The sequence below is a fragment of the Candidatus Glassbacteria bacterium genome, assembly GCA_019456185.1.
Classification (GTDB): Bacteria; Gemmatimonadota; Glassbacteria; order GWA2-58-10; family GWA2-58-10; genus JAJRTS01.
Map to the genome: position 1 here is coordinate 1 of VRUH01000048.1, position 24695 is coordinate 24695.

General features: G+C 59.7%; 21 protein-coding genes and 2 tRNA genes. 12 read left to right on the forward strand and 11 right to left on the reverse strand.

Translation table 11 applies throughout. The features are described from left to right. A partial coding sequence (locus FVQ81_14355; protein ID MBW7997725.1) for an Ldh family oxidoreductase occupies positions 1 to 251 on the reverse strand: 251 nt, incomplete at its 3' end. 141 nt (positions 252 to 392) lie between these two features. On the opposite strand from FVQ81_14355, the gene FVQ81_14360 reads away from it, so the two are divergent. Beyond that, entirely contained in the window at positions 393 to 1175 is a 783-nt protein-coding gene (locus tag FVQ81_14360; GenBank protein ID MBW7997726.1) for a hypothetical protein, read from the forward strand. 206 nt (positions 1176 to 1381) lie between these two features. On the opposite strand, the gene FVQ81_14365 is transcribed toward FVQ81_14360, so the two are convergent. The 4 genes from FVQ81_14365 to FVQ81_14380 form a co-directional block, all read right to left on the reverse strand. Continuing rightward, on the reverse strand, positions 1382 to 1741 hold the full coding sequence (locus tag FVQ81_14365) for a hypothetical protein (GenBank protein MBW7997727.1): 360 nt from the start codon (positions 1739 to 1741) through the stop codon (positions 1382 to 1384). Between the two features lie 160 nt (positions 1742 to 1901). Then, entirely contained in the window at positions 1902 to 3713 is a 1812-nt protein-coding gene (locus tag FVQ81_14370; GenBank protein MBW7997728.1) for a phosphoenolpyruvate carboxykinase (GTP), read from the reverse strand. A gap of 408 nt (positions 3714 to 4121) precedes the next feature. Beyond that, entirely contained in the window at positions 4122 to 4787 is a 666-nt protein-coding gene (locus FVQ81_14375) for a hypothetical protein (GenBank protein ID MBW7997729.1), read from the reverse strand. 113 nt (positions 4788 to 4900) lie between these two features. Next, a complete protein-coding gene (locus FVQ81_14380) occupies positions 4901 to 6046 on the reverse strand; it encodes a hypothetical protein (GenBank protein MBW7997730.1) in 1146 nt (381 codons plus the stop codon). A gap of 266 nt (positions 6047 to 6312) precedes the next feature. Here FVQ81_14380 and FVQ81_14385 point away from each other — a divergent pair, with 266 nt between their 5' ends. The 7 genes from FVQ81_14385 (at position 6313) to FVQ81_14415 (ending at position 16250) form a co-directional block, all read left to right on the forward strand. Then, the gene (locus FVQ81_14385) at positions 6313 to 7254 is read left to right on the forward strand and encodes a tetratricopeptide repeat protein (protein ID MBW7997731.1); all 942 of its coding nucleotides are present in this window, start codon (positions 6313 to 6315) and stop codon (positions 7252 to 7254) included. Between the two features lie 32 nt (positions 7255 to 7286). Then, on the forward strand, positions 7287 to 8093 hold the full coding sequence (bamD, locus tag FVQ81_14390; GenBank protein ID MBW7997732.1) for an outer membrane protein assembly factor BamD: 807 nt from the start codon (positions 7287 to 7289) through the stop codon (positions 8091 to 8093). Between the two features lie 43 nt (positions 8094 to 8136). After that, a complete protein-coding gene (nadD, locus tag FVQ81_14395) occupies positions 8137 to 8742 on the forward strand; it encodes a nicotinate (nicotinamide) nucleotide adenylyltransferase (GenBank protein MBW7997733.1) in 606 nt (201 codons plus the stop codon). A gap of 85 nt (positions 8743 to 8827) precedes the next feature. Beyond that, complete coding sequence (gene secA, locus FVQ81_14400) at positions 8828 to 11812, forward strand: preprotein translocase subunit SecA (protein MBW7997734.1); 2985 nt, start codon at positions 8828 to 8830, stop codon at positions 11810 to 11812. 41 nt (positions 11813 to 11853) lie between these two features. Then, entirely contained in the window at positions 11854 to 12681 is an 828-nt protein-coding gene (locus FVQ81_14405; protein ID MBW7997735.1) for a hypothetical protein, read from the forward strand. Between the two features lie 128 nt (positions 12682 to 12809). Beyond that, positions 12810 to 14996, forward strand: a complete 2187-nt coding sequence (locus FVQ81_14410) for a bifunctional (p)ppGpp synthetase/guanosine-3',5'-bis(diphosphate) 3'-pyrophosphohydrolase (GenBank protein MBW7997736.1) — start codon at positions 12810 to 12812, stop codon at positions 14994 to 14996. Between the two features lie 45 nt (positions 14997 to 15041). Then, the gene (locus FVQ81_14415) at positions 15042 to 16250 is read left to right on the forward strand and encodes a hypothetical protein (GenBank protein MBW7997737.1); all 1209 of its coding nucleotides are present in this window, start codon (positions 15042 to 15044) and stop codon (positions 16248 to 16250) included. Between the two features lie 84 nt (positions 16251 to 16334). Here the strand turns inward: FVQ81_14415 and FVQ81_14420 are convergent, their stop codons facing one another. The 4 genes from FVQ81_14420 to FVQ81_14435 all read right to left on the reverse strand — a co-directional run bounded on the left by FVQ81_14420 (position 16335) and on the right by FVQ81_14435 (position 20640). Next, complete coding sequence (locus FVQ81_14420) at positions 16335 to 16700, reverse strand: hypothetical protein (protein ID MBW7997738.1); 366 nt, start codon at positions 16698 to 16700, stop codon at positions 16335 to 16337. Between the two features lie 28 nt (positions 16701 to 16728). Next, the gene (locus FVQ81_14425) at positions 16729 to 17181 is read right to left on the reverse strand and encodes a PTS sugar transporter subunit IIA (protein MBW7997739.1); all 453 of its coding nucleotides are present in this window, start codon (positions 17179 to 17181) and stop codon (positions 16729 to 16731) included. Between the two features lie 214 nt (positions 17182 to 17395). Next, entirely contained in the window at positions 17396 to 18475 is a 1080-nt protein-coding gene (locus FVQ81_14430) for a carbon-nitrogen hydrolase family protein (GenBank protein ID MBW7997740.1), read from the reverse strand. Between the two features lie 92 nt (positions 18476 to 18567). Further along, complete coding sequence (locus FVQ81_14435; protein MBW7997741.1) at positions 18568 to 20640, reverse strand: CBS domain-containing protein; 2073 nt, start codon at positions 20638 to 20640, stop codon at positions 18568 to 18570. A gap of 247 nt (positions 20641 to 20887) precedes the next feature. Between FVQ81_14435 and FVQ81_14440 the strand changes: the two genes are divergently transcribed. Together FVQ81_14440 and FVQ81_14445 are read left to right on the forward strand one after the other, a co-directional pair. Then, positions 20888 to 20962 (forward strand) — tRNA-Gly (locus FVQ81_14440). A gap of 14 nt (positions 20963 to 20976) precedes the next feature. After that, a tRNA-Cys gene (locus tag FVQ81_14445) sits at positions 20977 to 21052 on the forward strand. Positions 21053 to 21172: 120 nt separating this feature from the next. Here FVQ81_14445 and FVQ81_14450 read toward each other — a convergent pair. Both FVQ81_14450 and FVQ81_14455 read right to left on the reverse strand, forming a co-directional pair. Then, positions 21173 to 22627 (reverse strand): sulfatase-like hydrolase/transferase, encoded by a 1455-nt coding sequence (locus tag FVQ81_14450; GenBank protein MBW7997742.1) that lies wholly within the window; start codon positions 22625 to 22627, stop codon positions 21173 to 21175. Between the two features lie 24 nt (positions 22628 to 22651). Further along, entirely contained in the window at positions 22652 to 22906 is a 255-nt protein-coding gene (locus FVQ81_14455) for a hypothetical protein (protein MBW7997743.1), read from the reverse strand. Positions 22907 to 22985: 79 nt separating this feature from the next. Here FVQ81_14455 and umuD point away from each other — a divergent pair, with 79 nt between their 5' ends. Further along, positions 22986 to 23405, forward strand: coding sequence for a translesion error-prone DNA polymerase V autoproteolytic subunit (umuD, locus tag FVQ81_14460; protein ID MBW7997744.1), 420 nt, complete (start codon positions 22986 to 22988; stop codon positions 23403 to 23405). A gap of 10 nt (positions 23406 to 23415) precedes the next feature. Continuing rightward, entirely contained in the window at positions 23416 to 24675 is a 1260-nt protein-coding gene (locus FVQ81_14465) for a Y-family DNA polymerase (GenBank protein MBW7997745.1), read from the forward strand. Positions 24676 to 24695: the final 20 nt, after the last annotated feature.

The following is a 24695-nucleotide window of genomic DNA, read 5'->3' on the forward strand; positions in this document are numbered from 1 at the left end:
CCCAGCCCGTCGCGACCGTCGTAGAGCGCATAACCCGGCCTGTCCGCCAGCCATTGGCCCGCGGGATGTCCCTGGCCGCGGAGCTGCTTGAGCTGCGGCCCCACTCGGATCAGTCCGTGGGTGCCCCTGCCCGCGGCCTCGGCGTCGAGGATGATGTCGCTCAGCACCGCGGCGTCGCGTTCTCCCAGACCGGCATTGCGGTACAGTTTTTCCAGCCGCACGCGCAGCCGGGCCAGCTCCAGTTTAGGCATCGATAGTTCCTCTCGAGCTCTCCGACATTCCTGATCTGCGCTCAGCGTTCAAACGGATTGGAAAATAGCGGGAGAGCGGATTATATTCAACCCTCGTCAGACGGGTGACAATTGACATTATCACGGGACGGAGTGTTGGAGATGGCGGATTTCGATCTTGAGGAAGTGCTGAAGCTGGCGCGGGACGCCGGCCAGTTGGCTAAAAACTATTTCGGCAATGTAAGCGCCCAGCGAAAAGCGGACAATACGCTGGTAACCCGGGCCGACCGCGAGGCGGAGCAGCTGGCGCGCGAGCGCCTGGCCGAAATCACTCCCGGCTGGCCCGTGTTGGGCGAGGAGGAGGGAAAGGGAGGCGAGCATCTGGACCGCAGCAGGCCGTTCTGGGTGGTGGATCCGGTGGACGGGACCAGCTCGTTTATCAGCGGATTGCCCTGCTGGTGCTTCAGCCTGGGACTGGTAGTGGATGGCCGGGCGGAATTCGGGGTGATCGAACTGCCGATGACAGGCGAAACATTCTATACCGATCCGGGCGGGACCAAGGTCTATCTCAATGGCGGGGAGTGGCCGGCCGAGGAGCCGGAGGATATCGACAGCGAATCGGTGCTCTATGTCCCCAGCGACAGCCATCGCGGCTACAGGATCAGCTTTCCGGGCAAGCTGCGTTCGCTGGGCAGCGCGGCCTACCACGGAATCCTGGCCGGGCGGGGACAGACCGCGGGCGCCCTTCACGGCAGGATCTACCTCTGGGACGCCGCCGCCTGCCTGGCGATTGCCGGCGCCTGGGGGCTGAAAACAGCGTATCTAGATAGCACCGACGCCGGTCCCGATGACTGGGAATTGCAGGGTAAATGCCCGGGGCACCTGCTGTTCGCCCACCCGCGGCATTTCGATTACCTGGTAGGCACGCTGGAACTGCTAAGCTGAAGGGCAACTGCTGAGAGCAAGGATATTTGCTGGTAAACCGGGGCGAAATTACTTGTCCTGACTGGAGAAATGGCGGTAGAGCCACCAGGTGAGCAGGCTGGCGGAAACGAACACCACCAGCGGAATAATCACTCCCAGCATCGGGTGGCCGATTGGGTGCAGGATACTCAGGTCCATCGTCTGTCCTCAGCACGGGCGGGCGCTTGCTACTCCCACTCCACGATACGGTCGAGTTCTTCCAGGTATTCCTTCTGCTTCTTCTCGAAAGTTTCGCTGACCGTCTTCAGCTTGGGGTCGATAATCCGGAACATCAGAATCAACTGGAACACGGTGGCCGCGGCCAGCATCCAGCCGGTGGCGAAATTGATCAGCACCAGCGCGGTCGCGGCCAGGCCGTTGAAATAGATGAAGGCCGAAAGGATGCAGGCCACCAGGTCGTCAGCAGTCCACTCACCGGCTGCCCTGGCGCTTGAATAACTGCCGCTGGATCGGCGGATGAGGTGGACGACACCCCAGATAATCACTGCCACGTTGAGTGCTACCAGCCAGCCTGTCCAGGGAAACAACTCCGCCTCCGGTTCCGGTTTTTTATGCGGCGTAGTAACGCTGACCCGAGCTGCCCGGGGCAGGCCGCTGAGTTAATATATTCCGCGCTCCGGCCACTGTAAAGAAAAAAGGCGGCCCGTCAGGGCCGCCCTGCAAAGCTGAATGCACTGCGCGTACGGATCAACTGTTTTGCAGACGCCGCTCCAGGGCATCGAGTTCGGCTGTGAGTTCACCGGGAAGCTTGTCGCCGAATTTCGGGTAGTGCTCCCTGCGCACGGACTCGACTTCCCTGAGCCAGCCCTCGGTATCGATCGCGAGCAGCTCGGCCATATCCTCTTCGCTGACACCCTCGGGACGGTCGATAGCATTCCTGGCCGGAATCCAGCCGATCGGCGATTCCTCGGCCCGGCCCTCGCCGGTGCAGCGCTCGAAAATCCATTTGAGCACGCGGCTGTTTTCGCCGTAGCCGGGCCAGAGCCACTTGCCGTCGGCGGCCTTGCGGAACCAGTTGACATAGAAGATAGCGGGCAGTTTGTCGGCCTCGGCCTTTGCGCCCAGCTCGATCCAGTACTGGAAATAGTCGCCCATGTGGTAGCCGCAGAACGGCAGCATGGCGAACGGGTCGCGGCGGATCGTGCCGGCCTTGAGGTCCAGGGCGGCCGCGGTGATCTCGCTGCCGACAATCGAGCCGAGAAACACGCCGTGGTTCCAGTCGCGAGCCTGGTGCACCAGCGGGACCGTGCTCGGCCGCCGTCCGCCGAACAGGATTGCGCTGATCGGCACCCCGGCCGGGTCCTCCCACTCCGGAGCGATCGCTGGACAACTGGCCGCGGGCGCGGTAAAGCGGGCGTTGGGATGCGAGGCCGGCTTATCCGCGGTGGCCGCATTCCACTCATTGCCGAGCCAGTCGGTCAGCGTGCCGGGGGCGTCGTAGCCGATACCCTCCCACCAGACATCGTCGTCAGAAGTCTGGGCCACGTTGGTAAAAATCGAGTCGCGCTCGATAGACTTCATCGCATTGGGGTTGGACTCCATCGAGGTGCCGGGCGCCACCCCGAAAAACCCGGCTTCGGGGTTGATCGCATACAGACGGCCGTCCTGGCCGAACTTCATCCAGGCGATATCGTCTCCCACGGTCTCCACTTTCCAGCCGGGAACAGTCGGGATCAGCATTGCCAGGTTGGTTTTGCCGCAGGCCGATGGAAACGCGGCGGCTAGATACTTTTTCACACCTGCGGGGTTAGTGATACTCAGGATCAGCATATGCTCGGCCAGCCAGCCCTCTTCGCGGGCCATCACCGATGCGATCCGCAGGGCCAGGCACTTTTTCCCCAGCAGGGCGTTTCCACCGTAGCCGGAGCCGTAGGACCAGATCATCCGGTCCTCCGGAAAATGGGAGATATATTTCTGCTCGATCGGTGCGCTGGGCCAGGCGCCGTTGTCCGATTCGCCATCGGCCAGCGGCTTGCCCACCGAATGCAGAGTTGGAATGAACTCGCCGTCCTCACCCAGCACGTCCAGGACCGCCTTGCCGACACGGGTCATGATATGCATGTTGACCACGACATAGGGAGAGTCGGTGATCTCGATCCCGATCTTGGCGATATTGGAACCCACAGGTCCCATGGAAAACGGGATGACGTACATCGTCCGTCCGGCCATGCAGCCGTCGTAAAAGCCGCGCATCGTTTCCTTAAGCTCGTCCGGGTCGATCCAGTTATTGGTAGGCCCGGCGTCTTCCTCGCGCCTGGAGGCGATATAGGTGCGTTTCTCAACCCGGGCCACATCGGAGGAGTCGGAGCGGAACAGAAAGCTGTTGGGGCGCTTGTCGGGATTCAGTTTGACAGCCAGTCCCTCATCGACCATCAACTGCATCAACCGGTCGTATTCTTCCTTCGATCCGTCGCACCATTCAACCGAGTCCGGTTTGGTCATCCGGGCTGTCTCGTCAACCCAGTCCAGCAGTTTCTTAGGGCTGGCGGGTGGGTTCATGCTGATCCTCCTTAACAAGGTGTTTTAATTTGATTCGTTTTCAGTTTTTCAACCCCCGGTCCGCTGAGGCCGGCCGCCAAGGGCAGTCGTCCGCTGGGGCTCATTGTGCGTCACCCGATCTTCACATAAGTTAGCGGATTTAAGCGTGGAACTGTTTCAACCTACGATGCAGGGCAAAACGCGCAAGAATATACAAAATAAGCAGTTAGCCCTGGGCTGTTGCTCGTGCCAGCCGGTTGGGAATGGACCTGGAATCAAGTCCGTCCGGTTTTGAATTAACAACAAAACTTTTGTAGGACCTTTACATAGTAAGATTATTGGACCGAGGTATCAAGAGTTTCCTTGCAGAAAAGGGTTGAAAGGGAACTCGCCGGCTAAATCCTCAGTCCTGGCTGCTCAGCCCCGCGTTCAGCGCCTGCGCTCTTTCTGCTTACGCTGCTGTTCGCGGTACTCGCGGTAATAGAAACCGGTGCGCTGCGGTTCGTGTTTTTTCAGTTCCTCCACGTTCGGGATTTTGCGGCTACGAATTGACCGGATCTCGCGGTCTTCGGCGGCCAGCAGTTCCTTGACCCTGGATTGTTCCAGTTCGCCCCTGCGCAGATCGTTCCACATCTCCAGCCGGTCCTCGATCCGCCTCAGCAGCAGGAGTGTTTCCGCCTTGCGGCTGTCCGGCAGGGAGTTTTGACTCATCAGGCTCCGGAGCCGCTTGCGGCTGTCAGCCAGATTATAAGCGCCAGCTCCGCTAAGCGGAGCGCGGAGCAGGAAACGGTTGGCCATGCTGAGCTGGGCCCGGCTCATGTTGATCTTCAGCAACGGGTCGTTAGGGTCGATCTTTTCGGCGCGCCGCAGCAGCACAATCGCCAGCAGGGCGAAGCCCACCCGGAGGCTGAGCTCGCCCAGGCCGTTGAACAGCCGCGATGCCGGGGCATTGAGCTTGCCCAGACTGCGGCTGTGCTCCAGCGCCTCGGCGTAGCGGCCCGCGCCGGCGCGGCTGTTATCCGCGGCAATCAGCCTCGCCAGTCCGCGCTCGATCCTGTCCTGCCAGCGCAGGAATGTTTTTCCGCTCTCAGCCATCGGTCTCGAAGGGGTTGGTTAACTGGGGATAATACGAAACAATAAAATAAGACAGGGGGGCAGTTCGCGCAAGCGCCGGTGAGGCTGCCGAACGACACCGCCAAAAGGGATGGTCACTGCCCGGCCAAAAGTTGGCCGATCTGTTCGTTGCAGCGCAGAACCCATTCCCGGGCTGATTCTTCGAGTTCCGGGTTGGAAAGCAGGTGGCTGAAATCGGTGATCGCCTTGCGCAGCTCGTTAACCGCCCGCCGGCGTCCCTCGCGGTCGAGTTCGGCGCGAAGTTGGGCGCCGCGGACCCTGGCAGCACTGTCAGCGGTGGAATCGGCAGGCAGGGGTTCGGAGGCGCGCATGGCGATCTGGAAGTGGCTCATCGCCTTGAGGTAATGCAGGTACTGGGTGGGCCCCATCCGCACCATCCGCAGTCCCTCGCCGGTGACTATCGCCGTCTGCGGGTATTCGCCGAGGGAGTAATGAAAGTAGCCCAGGTTGTAGTAGTCCCGGACCCGGAGTTTGCGCTTCAGGCGTTTGCGCTCCTCGAGTATCTGGCGGTACTTGGCCATCATCCGCCGCCGCAGCGATGTGTCGGTGGGGTCGCGGGAGAGCGCATCGCGCAGGGCGCCCAGTTCAGCTTCCAGATCGCGCAGCAGGGAGCTGTCGCCGGGTGTAAGTCCCGTCGCCCGGCCGCTATCGCCGGGTTCGGCCGCTGACGGGATCCCGTTCAGGTACTCGAAGACCGCTTCGGGGTTCATGCCGCCCTCGGGGACGATCGCTTCGAGCGCGGAATCGTCACCGGCCGGAACTGAAGGAACCGCCTGGCCGGGCAGAGCGCCTGTTTCCGCCGCCGGCGGCGGCGGGATATCGATCGCGGATTTTTTGTCCCCCAGCGCGCCGATCCAGCCCAGGTTGCCCAGGATCAGCGCCAGGCTGACGCCCACACCCGCCGCCGCCAGGAATCCCACCGCGAGTTTGATCAGCAGCCGCAGGTGACTCGCCTTCCGTTTCCGCCGCTCCGCTTCCTCCGGAGTTTCCCAGTGGAGATCCCGGCCGGCGAGGCGGGAGAGATAGCGCAGGAGGTCGTCCCTGCCGCCGGCGCTATAGACAGTGCGTTCGAGGATTTTCCCGATCTTGAGGAAATTGGCCATCCCGGCCTGGCAGTTGCGGCAGGAATCCAGATGTTCCTGGATGTGCAGGTGGACAGGGGCGGGTACGCTGTCGTCTTCCAGCTTGTCGAGAATGGCATTGATCTCGGGACAATTCATCGGATTCTCCCTGGAGGCCGTCCGGCGGGGGCAACCGGCAGTACGGGACGGGTTTATTATGGACGATATCCGGCCCGCTGTCAAGCTGGTTGACAGTCTCAGTTGCGCGTGAATACAGGCTGGCGGGAAGCGCCGGGAGCGGTCAAAACCGTTGACAGTGAAGTATCGGCGGCCTAACTTGATTTATTACCCTGAAACGTAAATTAGCACGCACTGTTCAGCGGTACCCCAGTTTTGTGCAGCGGCCGATCAGCACGGATAGGCGAATGAGGTTTTTTGGAAAGAAACTGCCCGTCGAGGGTATAATTGTCATACTGACGGTCGCGCTGTTTGCCGGCTGTTCCGGGGGGCGTGCCTCGAACGAACAGAACGGCGACCGCTACTATCGCAGCGGGCAGTACGACGATGCGCTGGCCGAGTACCTGATGGCCGAAAAGACCGCCGGAACGAGCGCGGCGCTGCTGCGCAAGATCGGCAAGGTCTATGTCATGCAGGGAGATTTCTTCCAGGCCAAAAACTATTTCGACCGTTATTTCAGCACCCGGGATTCGGTCCCGGATGAGGGTGTGCTGCTGGACTACTTCCAGATTGCCGTGGAGCGCGGCAGGTCGGGGGATACGACCACGATGGTTCACGCTCTCGAGGAAATCCTGGCCATCAATCCGTCCTTCAGCCTGGGCGCCTTTTATTTCGTGCTGGGAGACTACTATTTCGAACAGTCGGACTACCATCGCGCCATCGCTTACTACCTGCGGGGGCTCCCGCTTGACACCGAGCAGGAGCGGCGGGCCGGCTGCATGTACAACCTGGCGGCCGGTTACGAGAAGCTGGAGGACTATTTTAACGCGTTTTTGTACTACGACCAGTTTTTAACCCTCTACCCGGACCGTCCGGAGAGCGAACAGGCAAGCTGGCACAGGAGCAGCTGCAGTTACCCGCTGGCCTTGCAGATGCGCGAGGAAGGCGACCTGGAGCAGGCGTTTTATTACCTCAACCTGATTATCTCCGGCGGACAGCCGCAGCACCTGGTCGATGACGCATGGTACCTTCGCGGTGAAATCCTGCTCCAGGACAACCGTCCCGCCGAGGCCAAGCAGGCGTTCGAGAGGGTGCTGAAGCTGAACCGTTATTATTACAAAGAAAAAATCGCCGAGCAGGCACGCAAGCGGATCGAGGAGATCGAGTTCAGCGGCAGGCAGTCGCTCTAGGAACAGAAGGGTAAACGGCGGATATCGGAGGAATGTTGAGCAGAGTACTGTCTACACTCAGATCGGTATTGATGGCGGCGGTGCTGGCCGCGGCGCTGGTCGGGGCGGGGTGCAGCAGCGCGCGGCGGTTCGACCCGACTCCCGAGGGTGAGTTCGAGGAAGCGTCTTATTATTACGAGAAGGGCGAGTACACCAAGACGATCGAGCTGTTCAAGCAGATTATCTACAAGTACCCCGGCAGCGAACTGGTGGAGCAGTCTCGTTATTACCTGGCGGACTCCTATTTCCTGAACAATGATTTCATCCTTTCGGCCAACGAGTTCGAACTGCTCAACCGCGAGTTTCCCCGGGGGCGGTTCGCCGATGTGGCCCTGTTCAAAGCCGGACTTTCCTACGCGGCCATGAGCCGCCGGGCCGAGCGCGACCAGAGCGAAACCAGGAAAGCGATGGATACGTTCCAGACCCTGCTTATCAAGTACCCCAATACCGAGTATGCCGACACCGTGCGGGTCCACGTTGACCAGCTCAAGGACAAAATGGCGCTGAAGGAGTTCAAGACAGCCGAGCACTATTACGATCGCCAGATTTACGATTCCTCGATAATTTATCTGAAAAGCGTGGTCAGCAATTACCCGGAATCCCGCGTGATGCCGCAGACACTGTACTACCTGTGCCTGGCCAGCCGCAGAATGGGATATCCGGATGACGCGCAGGATGCGCTGGCCTGGCTTTGCAGGGACTATCCCGATAGCGAGCAGTCCAAAGAACTGTGCGGCAGTCCGCAACAGCAGGACGAACCGCTGACGGGTGAACCGGCCCGGGACGGGGATACGCGCTGATGGGCGGCGACTGCTCTGGCGGATTTCCGAAGACGGAGGCCACGTGCGGGTAGCAATGCTGGGCGGGACATTCGACCCGGTCCATATCGGGCACCTGATCGGCGCTCAGGCCGCCTGGGAACAGTTGGAACTGGACAAGGTCCTGCTGGTTCCCGCCGCCAGTCCGCCGCATAAGCATCAGCGCAATATCAGTTCCGCCGGGCACAGGGTGGCGATGCTTGAGGCTGCGATCGCAGGCGATGAACGGTTCGGACTGTATCTGGAGGAACTCAACCGCCCGGGCCGCTCCTACACTGTGGACACGCTGCGCGAATACCGCGAGCGGTTCATGGCCGATGGCGGCGAGCTGTTTTTCATCCTGGGCACGGACAACCTGTTGGAGTTCGACAGCTGGAAGGACTGGCGCGAAATCTGCAACCTGGCCCGGATAGCGGTGCTCTACCGTCAGGGTTACGATACCGACCCGGGGGAGCTGGAGCAGCAGTTGCCCGGAATCGACGTATGCTGGGTGGATATGCCGCTGATCGGAGTTTCGGCCACCCAGGTCCGCGGCGCGCGCGCCGCGGGGCGCTCGGTCCGCTGGCTGGTAACCGCGGCGGTGGAAAATTATATCGACAAGCATGGGCTCTATGCGCCGGCCCCGAGTTGATTTATTGTCAATCCCGGCTTAAATATAATACAGTTAATCAGTTCCGTAGGGCAATCAGCCGATGGAAAGGTACCGGTAAGGCGAGATGATAAACAGGATATTGAAATTGTTTCTGGGCGACAAGCACGAGCGGGAAATCAAAACCATCCAGCCCGTCGTGGACGAGATCAACGGGATTTACCAGGGTCTCGAGCAGTTGTCCGACGAGCAGCTGCAGGAGAAGAGCCGGGAGTTGAAGCAGCGCATCAGCGCGATCTCCGATCCGGACGAGCAGGATAAAGCCTGCGAACAAACCCTGCCGGAGGCGTTTGCGCTGGTCAAGGACGCCTGCCGCCGCAACATGGGACGCGAGATCTCGGTCAGCGGACAGAAAATGACGTGGGACATGATCCCCTACGACGTGCAGCTGATCGGCGGCGTGGTCCTGCACAGGGGCAAGATCGCGGAAATGGGCACCGGTGAGGGTAAGACGCTGGTGGCCGTGCTGCCGATGTATCTCATCGCGCTCAAGGGCAGGGGCGCCCACCTGGTGACTGTCAACGACTACCTGGCCCGTCGTGACGCCGAGTGGATGGGTACGATCTTCGATTTCCTTGGTCTGAGAGTCGGCTGTATCCAGCACGACATGGACCCTTCCGAGCGCCAGCAGGCCTATAACTGCGATATCACCTACGGCACCAATAACGAGTTCGGTTTCGACTACCTCCGCGATAACATGTCCATGCGCCTGGAGGACCGGGTCCAGCGCGGACATCACTACGCCATCGTCGACGAGGTGGACAGCGTGCTGATCGACGAGGCGCGCACCCCGCTGATTATCTCCGGCCCCGTCCAGGGCAGCGAGGGCAAGTTCAAGCAGTACAAGCCGGCGGTGGAGGACCTGGTGCGGATCCAGGTCAAGACGGTCAACACGATTGTCGGCGAGGCTTTGCAGCTTCTCAGCCAGGCCGATGAGGAACAGGACGACAAGAAGTCGCAGGAATGCAATTACGAGGCGGGCAGGAAACTGCTTCAGGCCCAGCGCGGCATGCCCAAAAACAAGCGCCTGATGAAAATCCTCCACGAGACCGGGGTCAAGAAGATGATCCAGCGGGTCGAGGCGGATTACATGCGCGAGAAAAAGATACCTGAACTGGACGAGGGCCTCTATTTCTCGATGGACGAGAAGGGCAATCAGGTCCAGCTCACCGAGCAGGGCCTCGATCAGCTGAGCCCCTCGGACCCCAACATGTTCATCATCCCCGATCTCTCGACCGAGATTAGCGATATCGAGAAAGACCCCTCGCTGAGCCCGGAGCGCAAGCAGCAGAAAATCCAGCAGGTGGAGAAGGAGTATCTGGACAAGGGCGACCGGATTCACACGATCCACCAGTTGCTCAAGGCTTATATCCTCTTCGAGAAGGACGTGGAGTATGTGGTGCAGGACAGCAAGGTGATGATCGTCGACGAGTTCACGGGCCGCCTGATGCCGGGGCGTCGGTTCAGCGAGGGCCTGCATCAGAGCCTGGAGGCCAAGGAAGGGGTCAAGATCGAGAACGAAACCCAGACCCTGGCCACGATCACGCTCCAGAACTACTTCCGCCTCTACGACAAGCTGGCCGGGATGACCGGGACGGCCGAGACGGAGAGTGACGAGTTTTTCGAGATCTACAAGCTGGACGTGGTGGTGATTCCGACCAACGAGCCGGTGGTCCGCAATGACATGGACGATCAAATATTCCGTAGCCGCCGCGAGAAATTCAACGCAATTATCGACGAGATCGAGCGGCTCAACGGGGAGGGACGGCCGGTGCTGGTCGGCACGGTCAGCGTGGAGGTTTCCGAAACCCTGGGCCGGATGCTCAAGCGCCGCGGTATCCGTCATCACGTGCTCAACGCCAAGTACCATCAGCAGGAAGCCGAAATAGTCGCCAACGCCGGCCAGGAGCGCGCGGTGACTATCGCCACCAACATGGCCGGCCGCGGGACGGATATCAAGCTGGGCGATGGCGTGTGCGAGAAGGGCGGCCTGGCGATTATCGGCACCGCGCGCCACGAGGCCCGCCGGATCGACAGACAACTGCGCGGCCGCTCCGGCCGTCAGGGTGACCCGGGCAGCAGCGAGTTCTACCTTTCGCTCGAGGATTCCCTGATGCGGCTCTTCGGCAGCGAACGGATCGCCGGGGTCATGGACCGGCTGGGTCTGGAAGAGGGCGAGGTGATTACCCACCCGCTGGTCTCGCGTTCGATCGAGCGGGCGCAGAAAAAGGTCGAGGGCAACAACTTCCAGATCCGAAAGCATCTGCTGGAATACGACGACGTGATGAATCAGCAGCGCGAGGTAATCTACGACATGCGCCTCTTCGCCCTGGAGGGCAGGGACATGGACGAGGATTTCAAGGGAATGCTGGACGAGGCGGTGGAAACCAAGCTCAACATGCATGTGATGGAGGGCACGCCGCCGGAGGAGTGGGACCTGCGGGCCCTGGGCGATGATCTGCTGCGCTCTTTTCTGCTCAACGTCAGCTTCGACGACAGCAACAAGGAGGACCTTCGCGCCGACGACGTCCGCAACAAGGTGATGAAACTGATCGACCAGCTCTTCGCGATCAAGTGCGAGCAGCTCGGTGAGGAGCGCAGGAATTTCCTGATGCAGCATGTGATGATGCGGCTTATCGACGAGAACTGGCGCGAGCACCTCCTCATGCTCGACCATGTCAAGAGCGGGATCAATTTCCGCGCTTACGGCCAGAAAGACCCGCTGATCGAATACAAAAGGGAAGCGTTCGACGCTTTTGTGGTGCTGATGGACAAGATCAAGGATGAAGTCGCCAGCCTGTTTTTCAAGGCCCAGTTTATCGACGAGGACGAACTGGAGCGCCGCGAACGGAGAGGCCGGCCGGAGCAGATGGCCGTGCACCATGCCACCGTATCGGCTTTCGGCGGCGGCGAGGAGGCCGCGCTGAGTCCCCAGCAGCAGCCCGGCAGGCAGAAACCCGTCCGCCACGACGCGCCCAAGGTCGGGCGTAACGATCAGTGTCCCTGCGGGAGCGGCAAAAAATACAAGCATTGCTGCGGACGGCACGCATAATCTTTGGTTAACAGCTCACGTCAGCCGCAACGGTTACTGTTATGGCGGAAATCAAATTAACACAACCCGAGACTCTGCTCGACAGGGAACAACTGCGGGAAGTGGAGCGTTTTCAGGCCAGGTTCGCCGAACTCGAACTCCAGTTGCACAACTGTGTCGACGAGTTTCTGAGCGTGCTTACCCGTCATTATTTCAACCGCGAAAACGGCTACATCAACGAACAGCAGGAGAACCTGCGTGAAATAGTGACGATCCAGAGCAAGCTGGAAGCTATGGCCGCCAATATGGCGACCGGCGCAGCCGAACTGAGGAAAAGAATGCTTGAGCTGCAGAAAGACCTTCAGCAGCAAGGCGGCGCTCCCGCTGAGCCGGAGAAGCCGGAACAGGCGGAAGAACCAGCCGGTGAAACCGGCAAAGCCGAACAGGAGCCGGAGCAGAAAGCGAAAGCTGAAGCGGACAAGCCGGAGGAGAAACAAGCCTCACGGGCGCCGGTTGTCGATAGACTGATCGTGAAGGGCGAGGCAAGGCTGGCCGACACGACTGAAGCCGGCGGGGAGATATCGCTCAAGGTGATATTCGACGGTTTGAGGCTGACTGACGCCTCCAACGCCGAAGCTCTCAACGAAATCAGCTCGGCGCTGCGCAAACTGCTCTACGACCGCAAACTGGTCGGTTACAGCAAGACTTCGCTGGTATTCGGTAAAAACAGAACGGTCGGCGAGGTCCTGGAGGACCTGACACCGGTTTTTCTCTCGGAGACCGTCGAGGAATTGATGGTTGTGAGCAGCTTGATCGAGCCGGGCAGCGCGGAAAAGCTCGGGCTGGCCTGTAACGTGAATCGGGAACTGGTTTACATCGAAAACCAGTAATCCGCCTGCCTGGCGGACAACTTCATACCCCGGACCGGTTGCTTGATTGCGGTCCGGGGTATAATTTTTAAGTAACGGACGGCTGTCGCCGTTGCAGTCTGAGTACTCAGCCTCAAGAGGCTTGCGGGATGCCCAAGCAATCGCTCTTCGAAATACTGGAAGGGATCAATTCCCTGGACATGGGTCCGATCGAGCTGGCTTACGAGTTCGGCGCCAGGGCCCATGCCGGCCAGAAGCGCAAGTCTGGCGATGACTTTATCTGGCATGCGGTCGAGGTGGTGCGGATCCTGGTGGACCTCAACCTCTACGACAGCATCTCTATCGCCAGCGCATTGATCCACGATGTAATCGAGGACACCGACTGCCCGCTCGAGGATATCCGCTGCGAGTTCGGCGACGAGATCGCGGGAATCGTGGACGGTTTGACCAAAATCAGCAGGATGGACGGCTATGTTTACCGCTCGGCCCAGGAAGAGCAGGTTGACAACTACCGCAAGCTGATCCTGTCGATGGCGAAAGATATCAGGGTGATCCTGATCAAATTCGCCGACCGGCTGCATAACATGCGCACCCTCTACGCCCTCTCCGACGAGAAAAAGCGCAGAATCGCGCGGGAAACTCTCGATATCTACGCCCCGCTGGCCCATCGCTTCGGTATCGCCTTGATCAGATGGGAGTTGGAGGACCTGTCGTTCAAGTATCTCGAACCGGCTAAATACAAGAAACTGGCCAAGCAGGTGCAGACCAAGCGCGGCGAGCGGGAAAAGCTTATCGACCAGTTCAAGGACCCGTTGCAGAAAGCGATCAACGAAGCCGGGATCGAGGCGGAAGTGAGCGGGCGGCCCAAGCATCTTTACAGTATCTACAAGAAAATGGAGCGGCGCGGGAACTCGTTCGAGGATATCTACGATCTGCTGGGCCTGCGGGTTATGACCCGTTCGGTTGCCGAGTGCTACCACATTCTGGGCCTGGTCCATTCAACCTGGACACCGCTTCACGACCGTTTCAAAGATTATATCGCCACGCCGAAATCGAACATGTACCAGTCGCTGCATACCACGGTTTACGGGAACCAGGGGCAGATGATCGAGGTGCAGATCCGCACGTTCGACATGCACCGCACCGCCGAGTACGGTATCGCCGCGCACTGGAAATTCAAGGAAAATCTGAAAGGCGAAAGCGACATAGACCGTCGCATGACCTGGCTGCGCGAGGTGCTGGAATGGCAGAGCGAGGCCACTGACCCGCGGGAGTTCATGGAGTTCCTCAAGGTCGACCTGTTCCACGACGAGGTGTTTGTGTTCACTCCCAGGGGAAAACTAATAAAGCTGCCGACCGGGGCCACGCTGGTGGATTTCGCATTCGCCGTCCACACCGAGGTCGGCCTGCAGTGCTCGGGCGGCAAGATCGACGGGAAGATCGCGCCCCTGCACACTCGTCTCAAAAGCGGGCAGACAGTCGAGATAATCACCAACGCCAATACCAAGCCGAGCAAGGACTGGCTCAAGTTTGTCCGGACCTCCAAGGCCCGCAGCAAAGTACGCTCCTGGGTGCGCGAGCAGGAATACACCGACAGTGTCCGGCTGGGCAAGGACATGCTGGTGCGGGAATTCAAACGCCAGCGCAAGAGCCGTGTCGATGAGCAGCAGCTGGCCGGAGCAGCGGAGAAACTGAACGTTTCACCATCGTCCGAAAAACTGTACGAGGCCCTGGGGCAGGGAATCGTTTCGCTGAGGCAGGTGATGCACACCCTGTTCCCCGAGGACGCGCAGAAAGAAACGCGCCCTGCCGAGGTGTCGACCATGGACCGCCTGATGGACAAGATCCGCAAGGGCGGCCGGGACTCAGGGATCAAATTGCAGGGGATCGGGAACCTGATGGTAACCTGCGCCGGTTGCTGCCAGCCGGTGCCCGGCGATAAAGTCGAGGGTTACATAACCCGTGGCCGGGGGATCACCATTCACCGGACGGACTGCCCCAATCTGATACGCACCGGCAGTAATTCCGACCGCCGGGTGCCGATCGAGTGGGAATCCGACAAAGGGGACCAGTTTATTGTCCGGCTGCTGGTTTCGGGCACAGACCGCAAGGGTGTGCTGGCGGAAATGACCAGCGCCATCACCGATTCCGGCACCAATATCCGCGGCGCCAGTACCAAGAGCGCCGAGTTCGATTTTACGGCCACCTTCGTGGTGGAAGTCAGCAATCTCAAACAGCTCGACAAAGTTATTACGGCATTGAAAAAAATCAAAGGCATTGACAGGGTCCAGCGAAAAGAGTCATTTTCATCAGAGGCCTTGTCTTCGCCGGGTTAGTTTGCCGCGACGCTAGAGTGCGGTTTCTCTGATAACTTTCAGCTGATGGAGGCCGGAATGGGTGCGCTGCCGCAGTTCATCTCTTGGCTGACTGATTTGGCGGCGGGCCAGTGGTTGACCCATCTGGTCCCCCGCGCCCAGCGCTGGAAGGAGATTCAGGGCGGCTGGGCGGAATCCTCCAGCGAGGCCTCCGGCCCTGTCGCCTGGGGACTGGGGATTGTCGTTGTGGCGGGCGGGTTGTATGTTATTCTCCAATCTCAGCGTGAGAAGAAAAAACGCCGCGAGCGCGAACTGCTTTATTTTGACCGCAAGGCTGTCGACAAGGACCTCGACCGCAAGCATATCGATCTGCTGATGTCGATTGTCAAGCAGGTCACGATCTCCTCGCCCTACCGCGTGCTTGAATCATACGACGTGTTCCAGCATCTGGTGGAAGCCTACCACCAGAAACAGAAATTCTCCAAGCATGAACATAAGTTTTTTCATCAGCAGGTTGACGAAATCAAAGAGGAACTGGGATACAACAAGATCGAGGAGACGGTCCAGCTTCAGAATACCCAGGAAATCCGTAAGGGTCAGGAAGTAAAGATAATCATCGACCGCGACAGCCAGTCCTACGAGTACAGGTCGGAACTGTTGTTCAACACCGATGAGCGGCTGACATTCAGCGCGGCGGATATCGACCTGAGCTTTATCAAGCCGGCCGGCGGCAAGCCGATCACGGTGCAGTTTTACAGGGACAATGACGCCGGCTACTCTTTCCTCACGACTCCCTCCCAACCGCCGGACCAGGAAAAGAAGGAATTATATCTCAAGCACCCCACGAAACTCGAGCGCAAGCAGGCCCGCAGTTTCAGCAGGATGGAGGTCCATTTTTCGTTCAGCTTCTTTCACCTCGCTAAAGATAAATTCAACACGATTGAAGTGGACATGAACCTGGACAAGTGTGAATCACTACCCGTGTTCATCGCCGAAACTGTCGATATAAGCGGCGGCGGACTGGCCTTTTACACGCGTCACGGTGTAAAGAAGGGCGATTTCCTGTACCTGAACTTCCAGCAGTTGAGCGAGGAGCACAGGGACCCCGTACTGTGCGAGGTGGTTTATCACGGGCTTGACCAGGAGCGCGAATGCGATATCGTCCGCGCCAGCTTCCACAACATCAATGATCTCGCCCAGGACACGATCATGCGCTTTGTCTACCAGATGCAGCGCAAGGCGGCGCGCAGGCTCAAGTTCGCACCGAAAAAATAGTCTGCTCCCGCCGGGGCTCACCTGTTAAAACGCCCGGAACTCGCTTAAGAGCCGGGCGTTGTCTTTTTCTGTGTCTGCGGAGAGTTAAGTCAGGACAGTGCCGGTCTGGTAGAGAATCCGTCCACAGTGGTTGCAGAACTCGATAATGTCCTGCTGCTGGGTGATGAGCTTACTGCCGGTGGGGGTGGAAACGAAACAACCGTAGCATATCCCGTTCTTAACCGGCGCAAGAGGCCTGTCGTATTTCTTGGCGATCTGCTGAAAGCGGAGGTGCAGTTCGGGGTCGAGCTGGCCGGCAACCTCCTTGATCGACTCCTCTATTCTTTCCTTCCGCTCCAGGTCGAATCCCATTTCCTCGTATTTTTCAACAACCTGAAAATCCTCCATTTCCCTTTTCAACATCAGCAGGTCCTGAAGGAACATCAGCAATCTGAGCTGGTTGTCCTGCATCTATTGCGTCCCCGGTTTGAAATGCTCGTCAACTGCCTGCCTCTTCCAACAGTTTGAGGAATTCTTCCACCTGTTCCAGGTTGTCCAGTTTGGCGGTAATATCCGGAGTTTTGCAAAACTGGGCTACCTTGCCGAGCACAGGCAGGTAGTAGTTGGAAATCTCGACCGGCGGAGCGACAATCAGAAAAAAATAGTGGCCCGGCTTACCGTCGATAGAATTGAAATCGAAACCTTTGGCGTGCCTGCCGAAGGCCACGTTCAGCTTGTCCACAACCAGCGAGCGGCAGTGCGGGATGGCGAATCCCTTGCCGATTCCTGTCGAGCCCAGGTTCTCGCGCTTCTTCAGCATTTTGAACAGCATTTCCTTGGCCTTTTCGTCCAGTTGCAGCAGGCCGATCAACTCCATCAGCACGTCGTCTTTTTCATTGGACTCGAGGTCCAACTTGACGTTGGACGCGTCGAACAGTTCCTTGAGTTCCATCGTTCACATACTCCGGATCCGGTTAAATACATTTTCGTATTTTGCACTCTGAGCCATCAAGACGGGATTGCAACGCCATGACCGCGCCTGGTATCGATCCGCTTCGGTACGCTGCGCATACCGCGGAGATAATAACATGCCTGAGTAGAAGTTTAGTGTCAAGTGTTTTTGCTTGCACGTCCGGTAACCGGCAGCCCTTAAATTCTGGCGCGCATCAGGGCCCGTAATCAACTTCGCGCACCGCCTCGAACTGGGCCTCCCTGTCGCCCGTGGTTAGGCGCACGCTTTCGAATTCCGAGGCCAGGGGGGGGCGGAGATCGGCCAGCTTGCCCCAGATCCCGGGGCGGCGGCTGAGAAAATGAATCGCCCGGTTATCGTTGCTGCCGTTGATCGTATTCCACCAGGTGCTCTTGGAAAGGAAGCGTTCGCTGAAATCGATCTCGGCCATGATCACTGTATCCCTGGCGCCGACAGCCTCGGCCAGCACCTCGCCGGTGGGTGAGATTATCCCGTTCCCGTCGGTGCCCAGGATCACCGGAGCCAGCCACACCCTGTCATCGGTTGCGCGGGTCAGGTAGCGGTGAGCCGTATCCAGGCTCCCGTCGCTGTTCTCACGGCCCATGGTGGGATGGAAGATCAGACGGGCGCCCTCGAGCGCGTAGATCCGGTGGATCTCGGGGTAGGTGATCTCCCAGCAGGTAGAGATTGCGATCGGCGCAAAATCAGTCTCGAACACCTCGTAACCGGTGCCGGGGGTAACCAGCCAGGTCTCCATGATCGGCAGGACTGTCTTGCGGTGCCTGCCGATCAACTCGCCCTGCCTGTCGAAGACCAGCGAAGAATTATACACTTTGCCGTTTTCCTTTTCGTAGATCGGCGCGACCACATACATCGAATGCTTGCGGGCAATCGCGGCGATCCGTTCGCTGAGCGGCCCCGGTACCTCGACAGCCATGCCGCTGAACAGGATCTCGCCTGTTTCCGGGTCCCGTCGGTCGACATGCAGGCCGTAGCCTCCGATATGCTGCATGTCTTCGGGCCCGCAGACAATATCGGCTCCCATCTCTCCGGCGCGATCGATCAGGCCGAGGAGTTTATCCAGGTGGGCCTGGCTCATCGCCCTTACCTTCGTGGAGTCGTAGCCGGCCTTGAACGGGTCCTGGCGCGGCGAACCGGTGGCCTGGATCACCGCTACTTTCGTCTTGCCCGGCGGCGCAGCGGATATACTCGCCAACCCGCCCGTCAGGCATAACGCCGCCAGAAAAACAGTCGCCATATTCAGCATGTGCCGCATCAGGTGCCTCCTTGAGTATTTGGAACGGAAAGCCTGTCAGTGTATTATGAGATAATGGATGGCGTGAATCAAGTCCCGCCACGCGCCACTGCTCAGAAAGACATGAATTTTTTGAGGTGCCTGCTGTCGCCTACCAGCACCAGCACGTCGCCTTCCTCGATCACGTCATCGCCGCGGGGGACAAAGTGCATTTCCTCGTCGTTTGCGGCCGCACCGGCCTGCCCGTTATCCCGTTTTTTGCGGATCAGGATTACCTGGACGCCGAACCGGCGGCTGATATCCAGCTCGCGGATCGTCTTGCCGCGGAAGTTCCAGGGGGCCTCGACTTCCACCATCCGGTAGCCGTCGACCAGCTCGACTGTTTTCCGGTCCGGATCACGGACCAGGCTGTCGGCCACGAAACCGCTCATGTCCTGCTGGATAAACGCGCGGCGGTAGGCCTGCATCACGTCGTTGTGCCGCACCACCCCCACCGGCACGCCCGGATTCTCGGGGTCGACAACGGGGACTTCCTCCAGGCCGTGGTCTCCAAACCGGCGGATAACCTCGTCAAGCGTTTCATCGGCGCTCAGCACCGGGAATTCGAGCTGGGCCACGTCCTGAGCCACCAGGATATCGCGAAGGTTGTCGTCGCGCATCAGCTCGAGGATTTTCTGCAGCGGGATCAGCCCCGATATTTTACCTCTTTCGTCCACCTGGACATAGGTGTGTTGGGGGTGGGTTATCGCCCGGCGAATCAGGGTGGAAAGCGGCTCGCCCTCCTCGACAGTCGTAACCTCGTTGGTCATCACGTCACTCACCTTGAGGCCCCGCAGGACATTCAGGTCGCGTCCGCGGTACAGGTTCAGCCCCCGGCGAATCAGCTTTCTGGTATAGATTGACTCGCCGCCCAGCAGCCAGTGGCTCAGCAGGGCGCTCAGGATACAGGCGGTCATTACCGGCAGGATAATCCTGTAGTCGCCGGTCAACTCGAAAATGATCAGGATTACGGTGATCGGCGCTTGCATGGTCCCCGCGATCATTGCGCCCATCCCGGCCAGTGCATAGGAGCCGTAGGGCGCGGTCAAGTCCGGGAAGGCGAGATTGAACAGCGCGCCCACCGCCCCGCCCAGCATTGCGCCCTGGAACAGCGCCGGAGCGAACACGCCGCCGGAGCCTCCGCTGGCGATAGTCAGCGAGGTGGCCAGCACTTTGATCAGCACAAGTACGGCCAGCAGCATCAGCGGCAATTGGCTGTCCAGCGCCTGGTTGATCGCCTCGTAGCCCGAGCTGAACACATGCGGGAACCAGATTGCGATAATCCCGACCGCCAGGCCGCCGAAAGCCGGCTTGATCCACATCGGCAGCGGGATTTTCTCGAATGCGTCTTCGGAGCGGTAAAGCACGGAAACGAAAAACCAGGCCAGTGCCCCGGCGGCCAGGCCCAGGACCGCGTAAAACAGGTATTCGTAGTGGCTGACCATCGGGGGAGGGTGAAACTCGAACGAGGGGAAATCGCCGAGGAAATGACGGCTGACAACAGTGGCGGCCACACTGGAAATGATAATCGGGGTGACCTGGGCCAGGCCGAAATCGCCGAGGATCACCTCGATTGCGAATAACGCTCCGCCCAGGGGGGCGTTGAACGTGGCGGCCATCCCCGCGGCCGCGCCGCAGCCCACCAGGGTTTTCATCCTGCCTTCGCTGGCCCGCAGGAACTGCCCGACAGTGGACCCCAGTGCGCTGCCGATCTGGACAATCGGGCCCTCACGGCCTACGCTGCCGCCGCTGCCGAGGGTGATCGCGCTGGCCAGCGCCCTGGTGAACATCGTGCGCGGATTGATTTTTCCACCGTGCAGCACGATGGATTCCATCACCTCAGGCACCCCGTGGCCCTTGGTTTCCTTGGCGAAATACCTGAGCATCGGGGCCAGCACCAGCCCGCCGGCGGTGGGGATCAGCACGCGCTGCCACCACGGCAGGCTCCAGGCGTAGCTCAGCAGGTTATCGCCGGTGTCGCCGTGGAAAAAGATCAGCTTGACCACGTCGATCAGCCAGCGAAACCCCACCGCGCCGAGCCCCCCCAGCACACCGATCACCACGGCCACTATCAGGATCAGCCTGGATTCCGACCAGATGAAACGGGACGGGATTGCGGAAAAAATGTCCTTGAGTTTATCGCGCATGGACAGGGCCGGCCCTGCTGAGTACGAGGTTAAAATCAGGCTCAAAGCATAATTTTGGAATATAGTGAATATTCTTGGAAAACGCCATGATTAAAAGGTTTATGCAATCGTAAAGGTGGTGAAATGGTCATCGGTTCAGCGGAAATGGGGGAAGAGTGACAGCGCGTTTTTTGGACCGCTAACCCTTGACAAACATCATCCGGTTTTATATTATCCTGCAATCCCAATCGCAAAAATATATTTCAGAGCGGGAATAGCTCAGTGGTAGAGCGCCACCTTGCCAAGGTGGATGTCGCGGGTTCAAGTCCCGTTTCCCGCTCCATTTTTTTCTATGCAGGCGGCGTACCCAAGTGGCTAAGGGAGAGGTCTGCAAAACCTTTATTCGGCGGTTCGATCCCGCCCGCCGCCTCCAGCAGTAAAAAGCCTGACAAGGAGAACTCCTTCGTGTCGGGCTTTTTCACTAAGCGCCATCTAACGCAAAGGCCCGCCAGGAAAGGCGGGCCTTTTGCGTTTTGCAGTATTTCTCACTCCGCTATTCGACCGGAATATTATCCTTCCTGAACTGTCCGGCCAGCAGTTCTCTCATCTGGGCGGTGAGCGTGATCCTCTCGGCGGAGAGATCGTTCTGCTCCAGGGGATCGTCGATCACGTTGTACAGCTCGCTCGCACCCGTGTTGGGCCGGCTGCCGTTGTGGAGGAGCTTCCATGGCCCGCGCCGCACGGCCAGCGAACGGCCGTCGTTCCAGTACAGGGTTCGTTCGACCGGCTCACCCTCACCGGAGATAAACGGCATCAGGTCGATCCCCTCGACTTCCATGGCCTCCGGCAGCCTCGCGCCGGCAACCGCGGCGAACGTGGCGCACAGGTCCATCGCGTGGGACAACTGCCGCACTTTGCGCTGACCTATCACCCCCGGCCAGACCGCCGCGGCGGGCACCCGGATCCCGCCCTCGTAGTGGGAGCCTTTCCAGCCGCGCAACGGTCTGTTGTCGCCCAGGACGCGGTAGGGGCCGTGACGGTTGTCGTATTCGTTGGCCGTGGCCGTCCAGTTGTCCTGGCCGCCGTTGTCGCTGATAAACACGAGCAGCGTGTTTTCCGCGATCCCCTTTTTGTTCACCGCCTCGATAATCCGCCCGATCGCGGCGTCCATGTGGGTCATCGACGCGGCGTAGACCAGCCGGTCCGGGTCGGCGATCTTGCCCTCGTAGCGCGCGGTCCACTCCTGCGGTTCCTGTACCGGGTAGTGGGGGACACTGAAAGCCGTGTAGAGGAAAAACGGCGTGTCCGCCGTACTGTTTTCGATTATCCGCACGGACTCGTCGGCCAGCAGGTCGGTGGCGTGGCCCTCTTCCTCGATAAACTGCTCGTTGCGGTGCCAGCTCGTGTCGCCGTTTTTGTAGATATGCGTGTACTGGTCGATCTGGCCGTGAAGGTAGCCGTAGCTGGTGTCGAACCCGAAGCTGGTGGGGCCGACCTCGGGACGCAGGCCGAGGTGCCATTTGCCGAGCTGATGCGTGGTGTAGCCCGCCGATCTCAGCGCCGTGGCCAGCGTGCCGCGTTCCTGGGGCAGGGTCAGCTCGCTCCTGCCGGCTATCGGCGCAAAAATCCCGTAGCGGCACGGCGGGCGGCCCATCAGGATAGCCGCGCGGGTAGGCGAGCAGGTGGGGCAGGCGTAGAACTGGTCGAGTTCGGCGCCGGCGGCCGCCATCCGGTCGATATTGGGCGTGGCGATCTCCGAGCCGTGGTAGCCGACATCGTTCCAGCCGGTGTCGTCGGCGATCATCAGGATGATATTCGGTTTACCGGCGCCGCCGGCCGCCATCAATCCACGGGGCGCGGCAGCCAGGGCCGCGGCGCCGGCCGCCGCCAGCGCTCCGGCTCTCAGGAAGGCCCGTCGATCCAGCGGTCTGCATCCACAGTCGTTCATGGGTTTATTCCGTTGCGTTGAAGTGGTGAGCAATAGAATCCGTCTGGTTTTTGAGGTCATGGGCTAAAGTAAGAAGTTATTGAATCAACCGCGCGTCTGCAATGAAAGTTTCAATTCATCCCTCCGCGACAGGTTGCGTTTTGAGGGCCGCGGCGGTAAATGCCGGATCGCCGAGAGCAGCGACGGCAGCCACGAACTGCGGCTGAGCGTGGTGGATTTGTAATAATTTCCGGCAATGTCGATCACCGGCAATTGAGCGAAAAGGCGAGCTGCGTGACAAAGCAGCCCGCCTTTTCGCATCGGCAGTCGGCCGGTCCAGATCGGGACTTGACCTGCCATCACTTTCCGGCTATAATAAAGAGTACTTTCGCTTTTTATTCGCTTTATGTTCGTCATTATTTCGTGACAAGGGAAAAATGTGAAGACCTATCGGGTCCCCGTCACTCTCCGCAGACTAGCGCTCGATTCTTTTCCGTACGTGGCTCAGGGTTGGCCCAGTCCCGCCGAGGATTTCCAGGAGCGGTCCCTCGACCTCAACGAGCACCTGATCAGGCACCCCGCCGCCACGTTCTTTGTCCGCGCCGAGGGCCACAGTATGATCGGAGCCGGCATTCACGACGGAGACCTGCTGATCGTCGACAAGGCGCTTGAGCCGAATCACGGCGATATCGTGATCGCGGTGATCGATGGGGAATTTACCTGTAAGCAACTCATACTGACCGGCGGCAGCGGTTCGCTTGTGGCCGCAAACCCGGATTACCCGCCGATTAAAATTCCGCCGGACGGCTGCGGGATCTGGGGAGTTGTGGCCCACGTGATACACTCCCCGCGGGGATAGGAGGGCTGGGATGCAGCGCGTTTTCGCCCTGGTTGACTGCAACAGTTTCTACGCCTCGTGCGAGGCTGTTTTCGAACCCGGACTGGCCGGTAAGCCGGTGGTGGTGTTGTCGAACAACGACGGCTGCGTTGTGGCCCGTAACGCCGAGGCAAAACGGCTGGAGATAGGTATCGGCGGGGCGGCGTTCGAGATTGGCGAGTTGATCCGGCGGCATGATATCCGTGTCTATTCATCCAACTATCCCCTGTATGGGGACATGTCCCGGCGGGTAATGAAAACTCTTGGCGAGCTCACGCCCGCGCTGGAGGTTTACAGTATCGACGAGGCTTTCTGTGATTTGAGCGGGACAGGCGCCGATTTGTCCGGTTACGGGCGCAAAATTCGGGAAACGGTCGAGCGGTGGACGGGGATAACTGTCTCGGTCGGTATCGCGCCGAGCAAGACCCTGGCCAAGCTGGCGAACAGGCAGGCGAAAGCCGCCGACGGCGTTGCGCTGCTGATGGACCGCCAACAGATCGAGGCTGCGCTGGCGGAAACCGGGATCGGTGAGATCTGGGGGATCGGGAGGCGGCACCTGAGGTCTTCGCTGAGACGCGGGATCCGGAATGCCCTGCAGTTCAGGGACACCGACAGCCGGATAATCGACAAGTGGATGGGTCTGGTCGGCCTGCGGCTGCAGGAGGAATTGCGCGGGGTGTGCTGCTACCCGCTGGAACATTCCGGCGCTCCACGCCAGGGAATCGGCTGTTCCCGCACGTTCCGCAGGGAAATCGGCGATCTGGCGACGATGAGGGAGGCGGTGTCCTCTTTCATCTCCCGCGTCGCCGAAAAATTGCGGTCACAGCGCTCTGCCGCGATGGAGATGTGGATCAGGATCGAGACGAACAGGTTCAGGGAGCGGCCGTACGCCGGCAGCCGGCGGGTACGGTTCCGGCAGGCGACGAACGATACGCGCGAGATGATCCGCGCGGGCCTGGATGCGATGGAGAGTATCTATCACTGGAACCGGCGCTACAAGCGGGCCGGTGTCTGGCTGACCAAAATCATCCCGGAACATTCGATCCAGGGCGACCTGTTCCTGGATGACGATATCAAGCGGCGGCGGCGAGCTATGCGCGCGCTGGACGAGATCAACACAAAGTACGGTATCGGTACGGTCAGTTACCTGTCGTCCGGCCTGATCAAGCTTTCCAATTGGCGCACTACTTTTAACTGCCTCTCGCCCGCCCGTACCACGCGCTGGGACCAGTTGCTGTCGGTCAGGTGTTAGCTCAATCAATGGCGAAAAGC

Excerpts from the sequence above, each read along its gene's own strand:
- secA (MBW7997734.1), top strand. The coding sequence starts at position 8,828 with ATGATAAACAGGATATTGAAATTGTTTCTGGGCGACAAGCACGAGCGG.
- FVQ81_14430 (MBW7997740.1), bottom strand. The coding sequence starts at position 18,475 with ATGCGGCACATGCTGAATATGGCGACTGTTTTTCTGGCGGCGTTATGC.
- FVQ81_14360 (MBW7997726.1), top strand. The coding sequence starts at position 393 with ATGGCGGATTTCGATCTTGAGGAAGTGCTGAAGCTGGCGCGGGACGCC.
- FVQ81_14385 (MBW7997731.1), top strand. The coding sequence starts at position 6,313 with ATGAGGTTTTTTGGAAAGAAACTGCCCGTCGAGGGTATAATTGTCATA.
- FVQ81_14465 (MBW7997745.1), top strand. The coding sequence starts at position 23,416 with ATGCAGCGCGTTTTCGCCCTGGTTGACTGCAACAGTTTCTACGCCTCG.
- FVQ81_14415 (MBW7997737.1), top strand. The coding sequence starts at position 15,042 with ATGGAGGCCGGAATGGGTGCGCTGCCGCAGTTCATCTCTTGGCTGACT.
- bamD (MBW7997732.1), top strand. The coding sequence starts at position 7,287 with ATGTTGAGCAGAGTACTGTCTACACTCAGATCGGTATTGATGGCGGCG.
- FVQ81_14370 (MBW7997728.1), bottom strand. The coding sequence starts at position 3,713 with ATGAACCCACCCGCCAGCCCTAAGAAACTGCTGGACTGGGTTGACGAG.
- FVQ81_14450 (MBW7997742.1), bottom strand. The coding sequence starts at position 22,627 with ATGACCTCAAAAACCAGACGGATTCTATTGCTCACCACTTCAACGCAA.
- FVQ81_14425 (MBW7997739.1), bottom strand. The coding sequence starts at position 17,181 with ATGGAACTCAAGGAACTGTTCGACGCGTCCAACGTCAAGTTGGACCTC.
- FVQ81_14410 (MBW7997736.1), top strand. The coding sequence starts at position 12,810 with ATGCCCAAGCAATCGCTCTTCGAAATACTGGAAGGGATCAATTCCCTG.
- FVQ81_14420 (MBW7997738.1), bottom strand. The coding sequence starts at position 16,700 with ATGCAGGACAACCAGCTCAGATTGCTGATGTTCCTTCAGGACCTGCTG.
- FVQ81_14435 (MBW7997741.1), bottom strand. The coding sequence starts at position 20,640 with ATGCGCGATAAACTCAAGGACATTTTTTCCGCAATCCCGTCCCGTTTC.
- FVQ81_14380 (MBW7997730.1), bottom strand. The coding sequence starts at position 6,046 with ATGAATTGTCCCGAGATCAATGCCATTCTCGACAAGCTGGAAGACGAC.
- FVQ81_14405 (MBW7997735.1), top strand. The coding sequence starts at position 11,854 with ATGGCGGAAATCAAATTAACACAACCCGAGACTCTGCTCGACAGGGAA.
- FVQ81_14375 (MBW7997729.1), bottom strand. The coding sequence starts at position 4,787 with ATGGCTGAGAGCGGAAAAACATTCCTGCGCTGGCAGGACAGGATCGAG.
- FVQ81_14455 (MBW7997743.1), bottom strand. The coding sequence starts at position 22,906 with ATGGCAGGTCAAGTCCCGATCTGGACCGGCCGACTGCCGATGCGAAAA.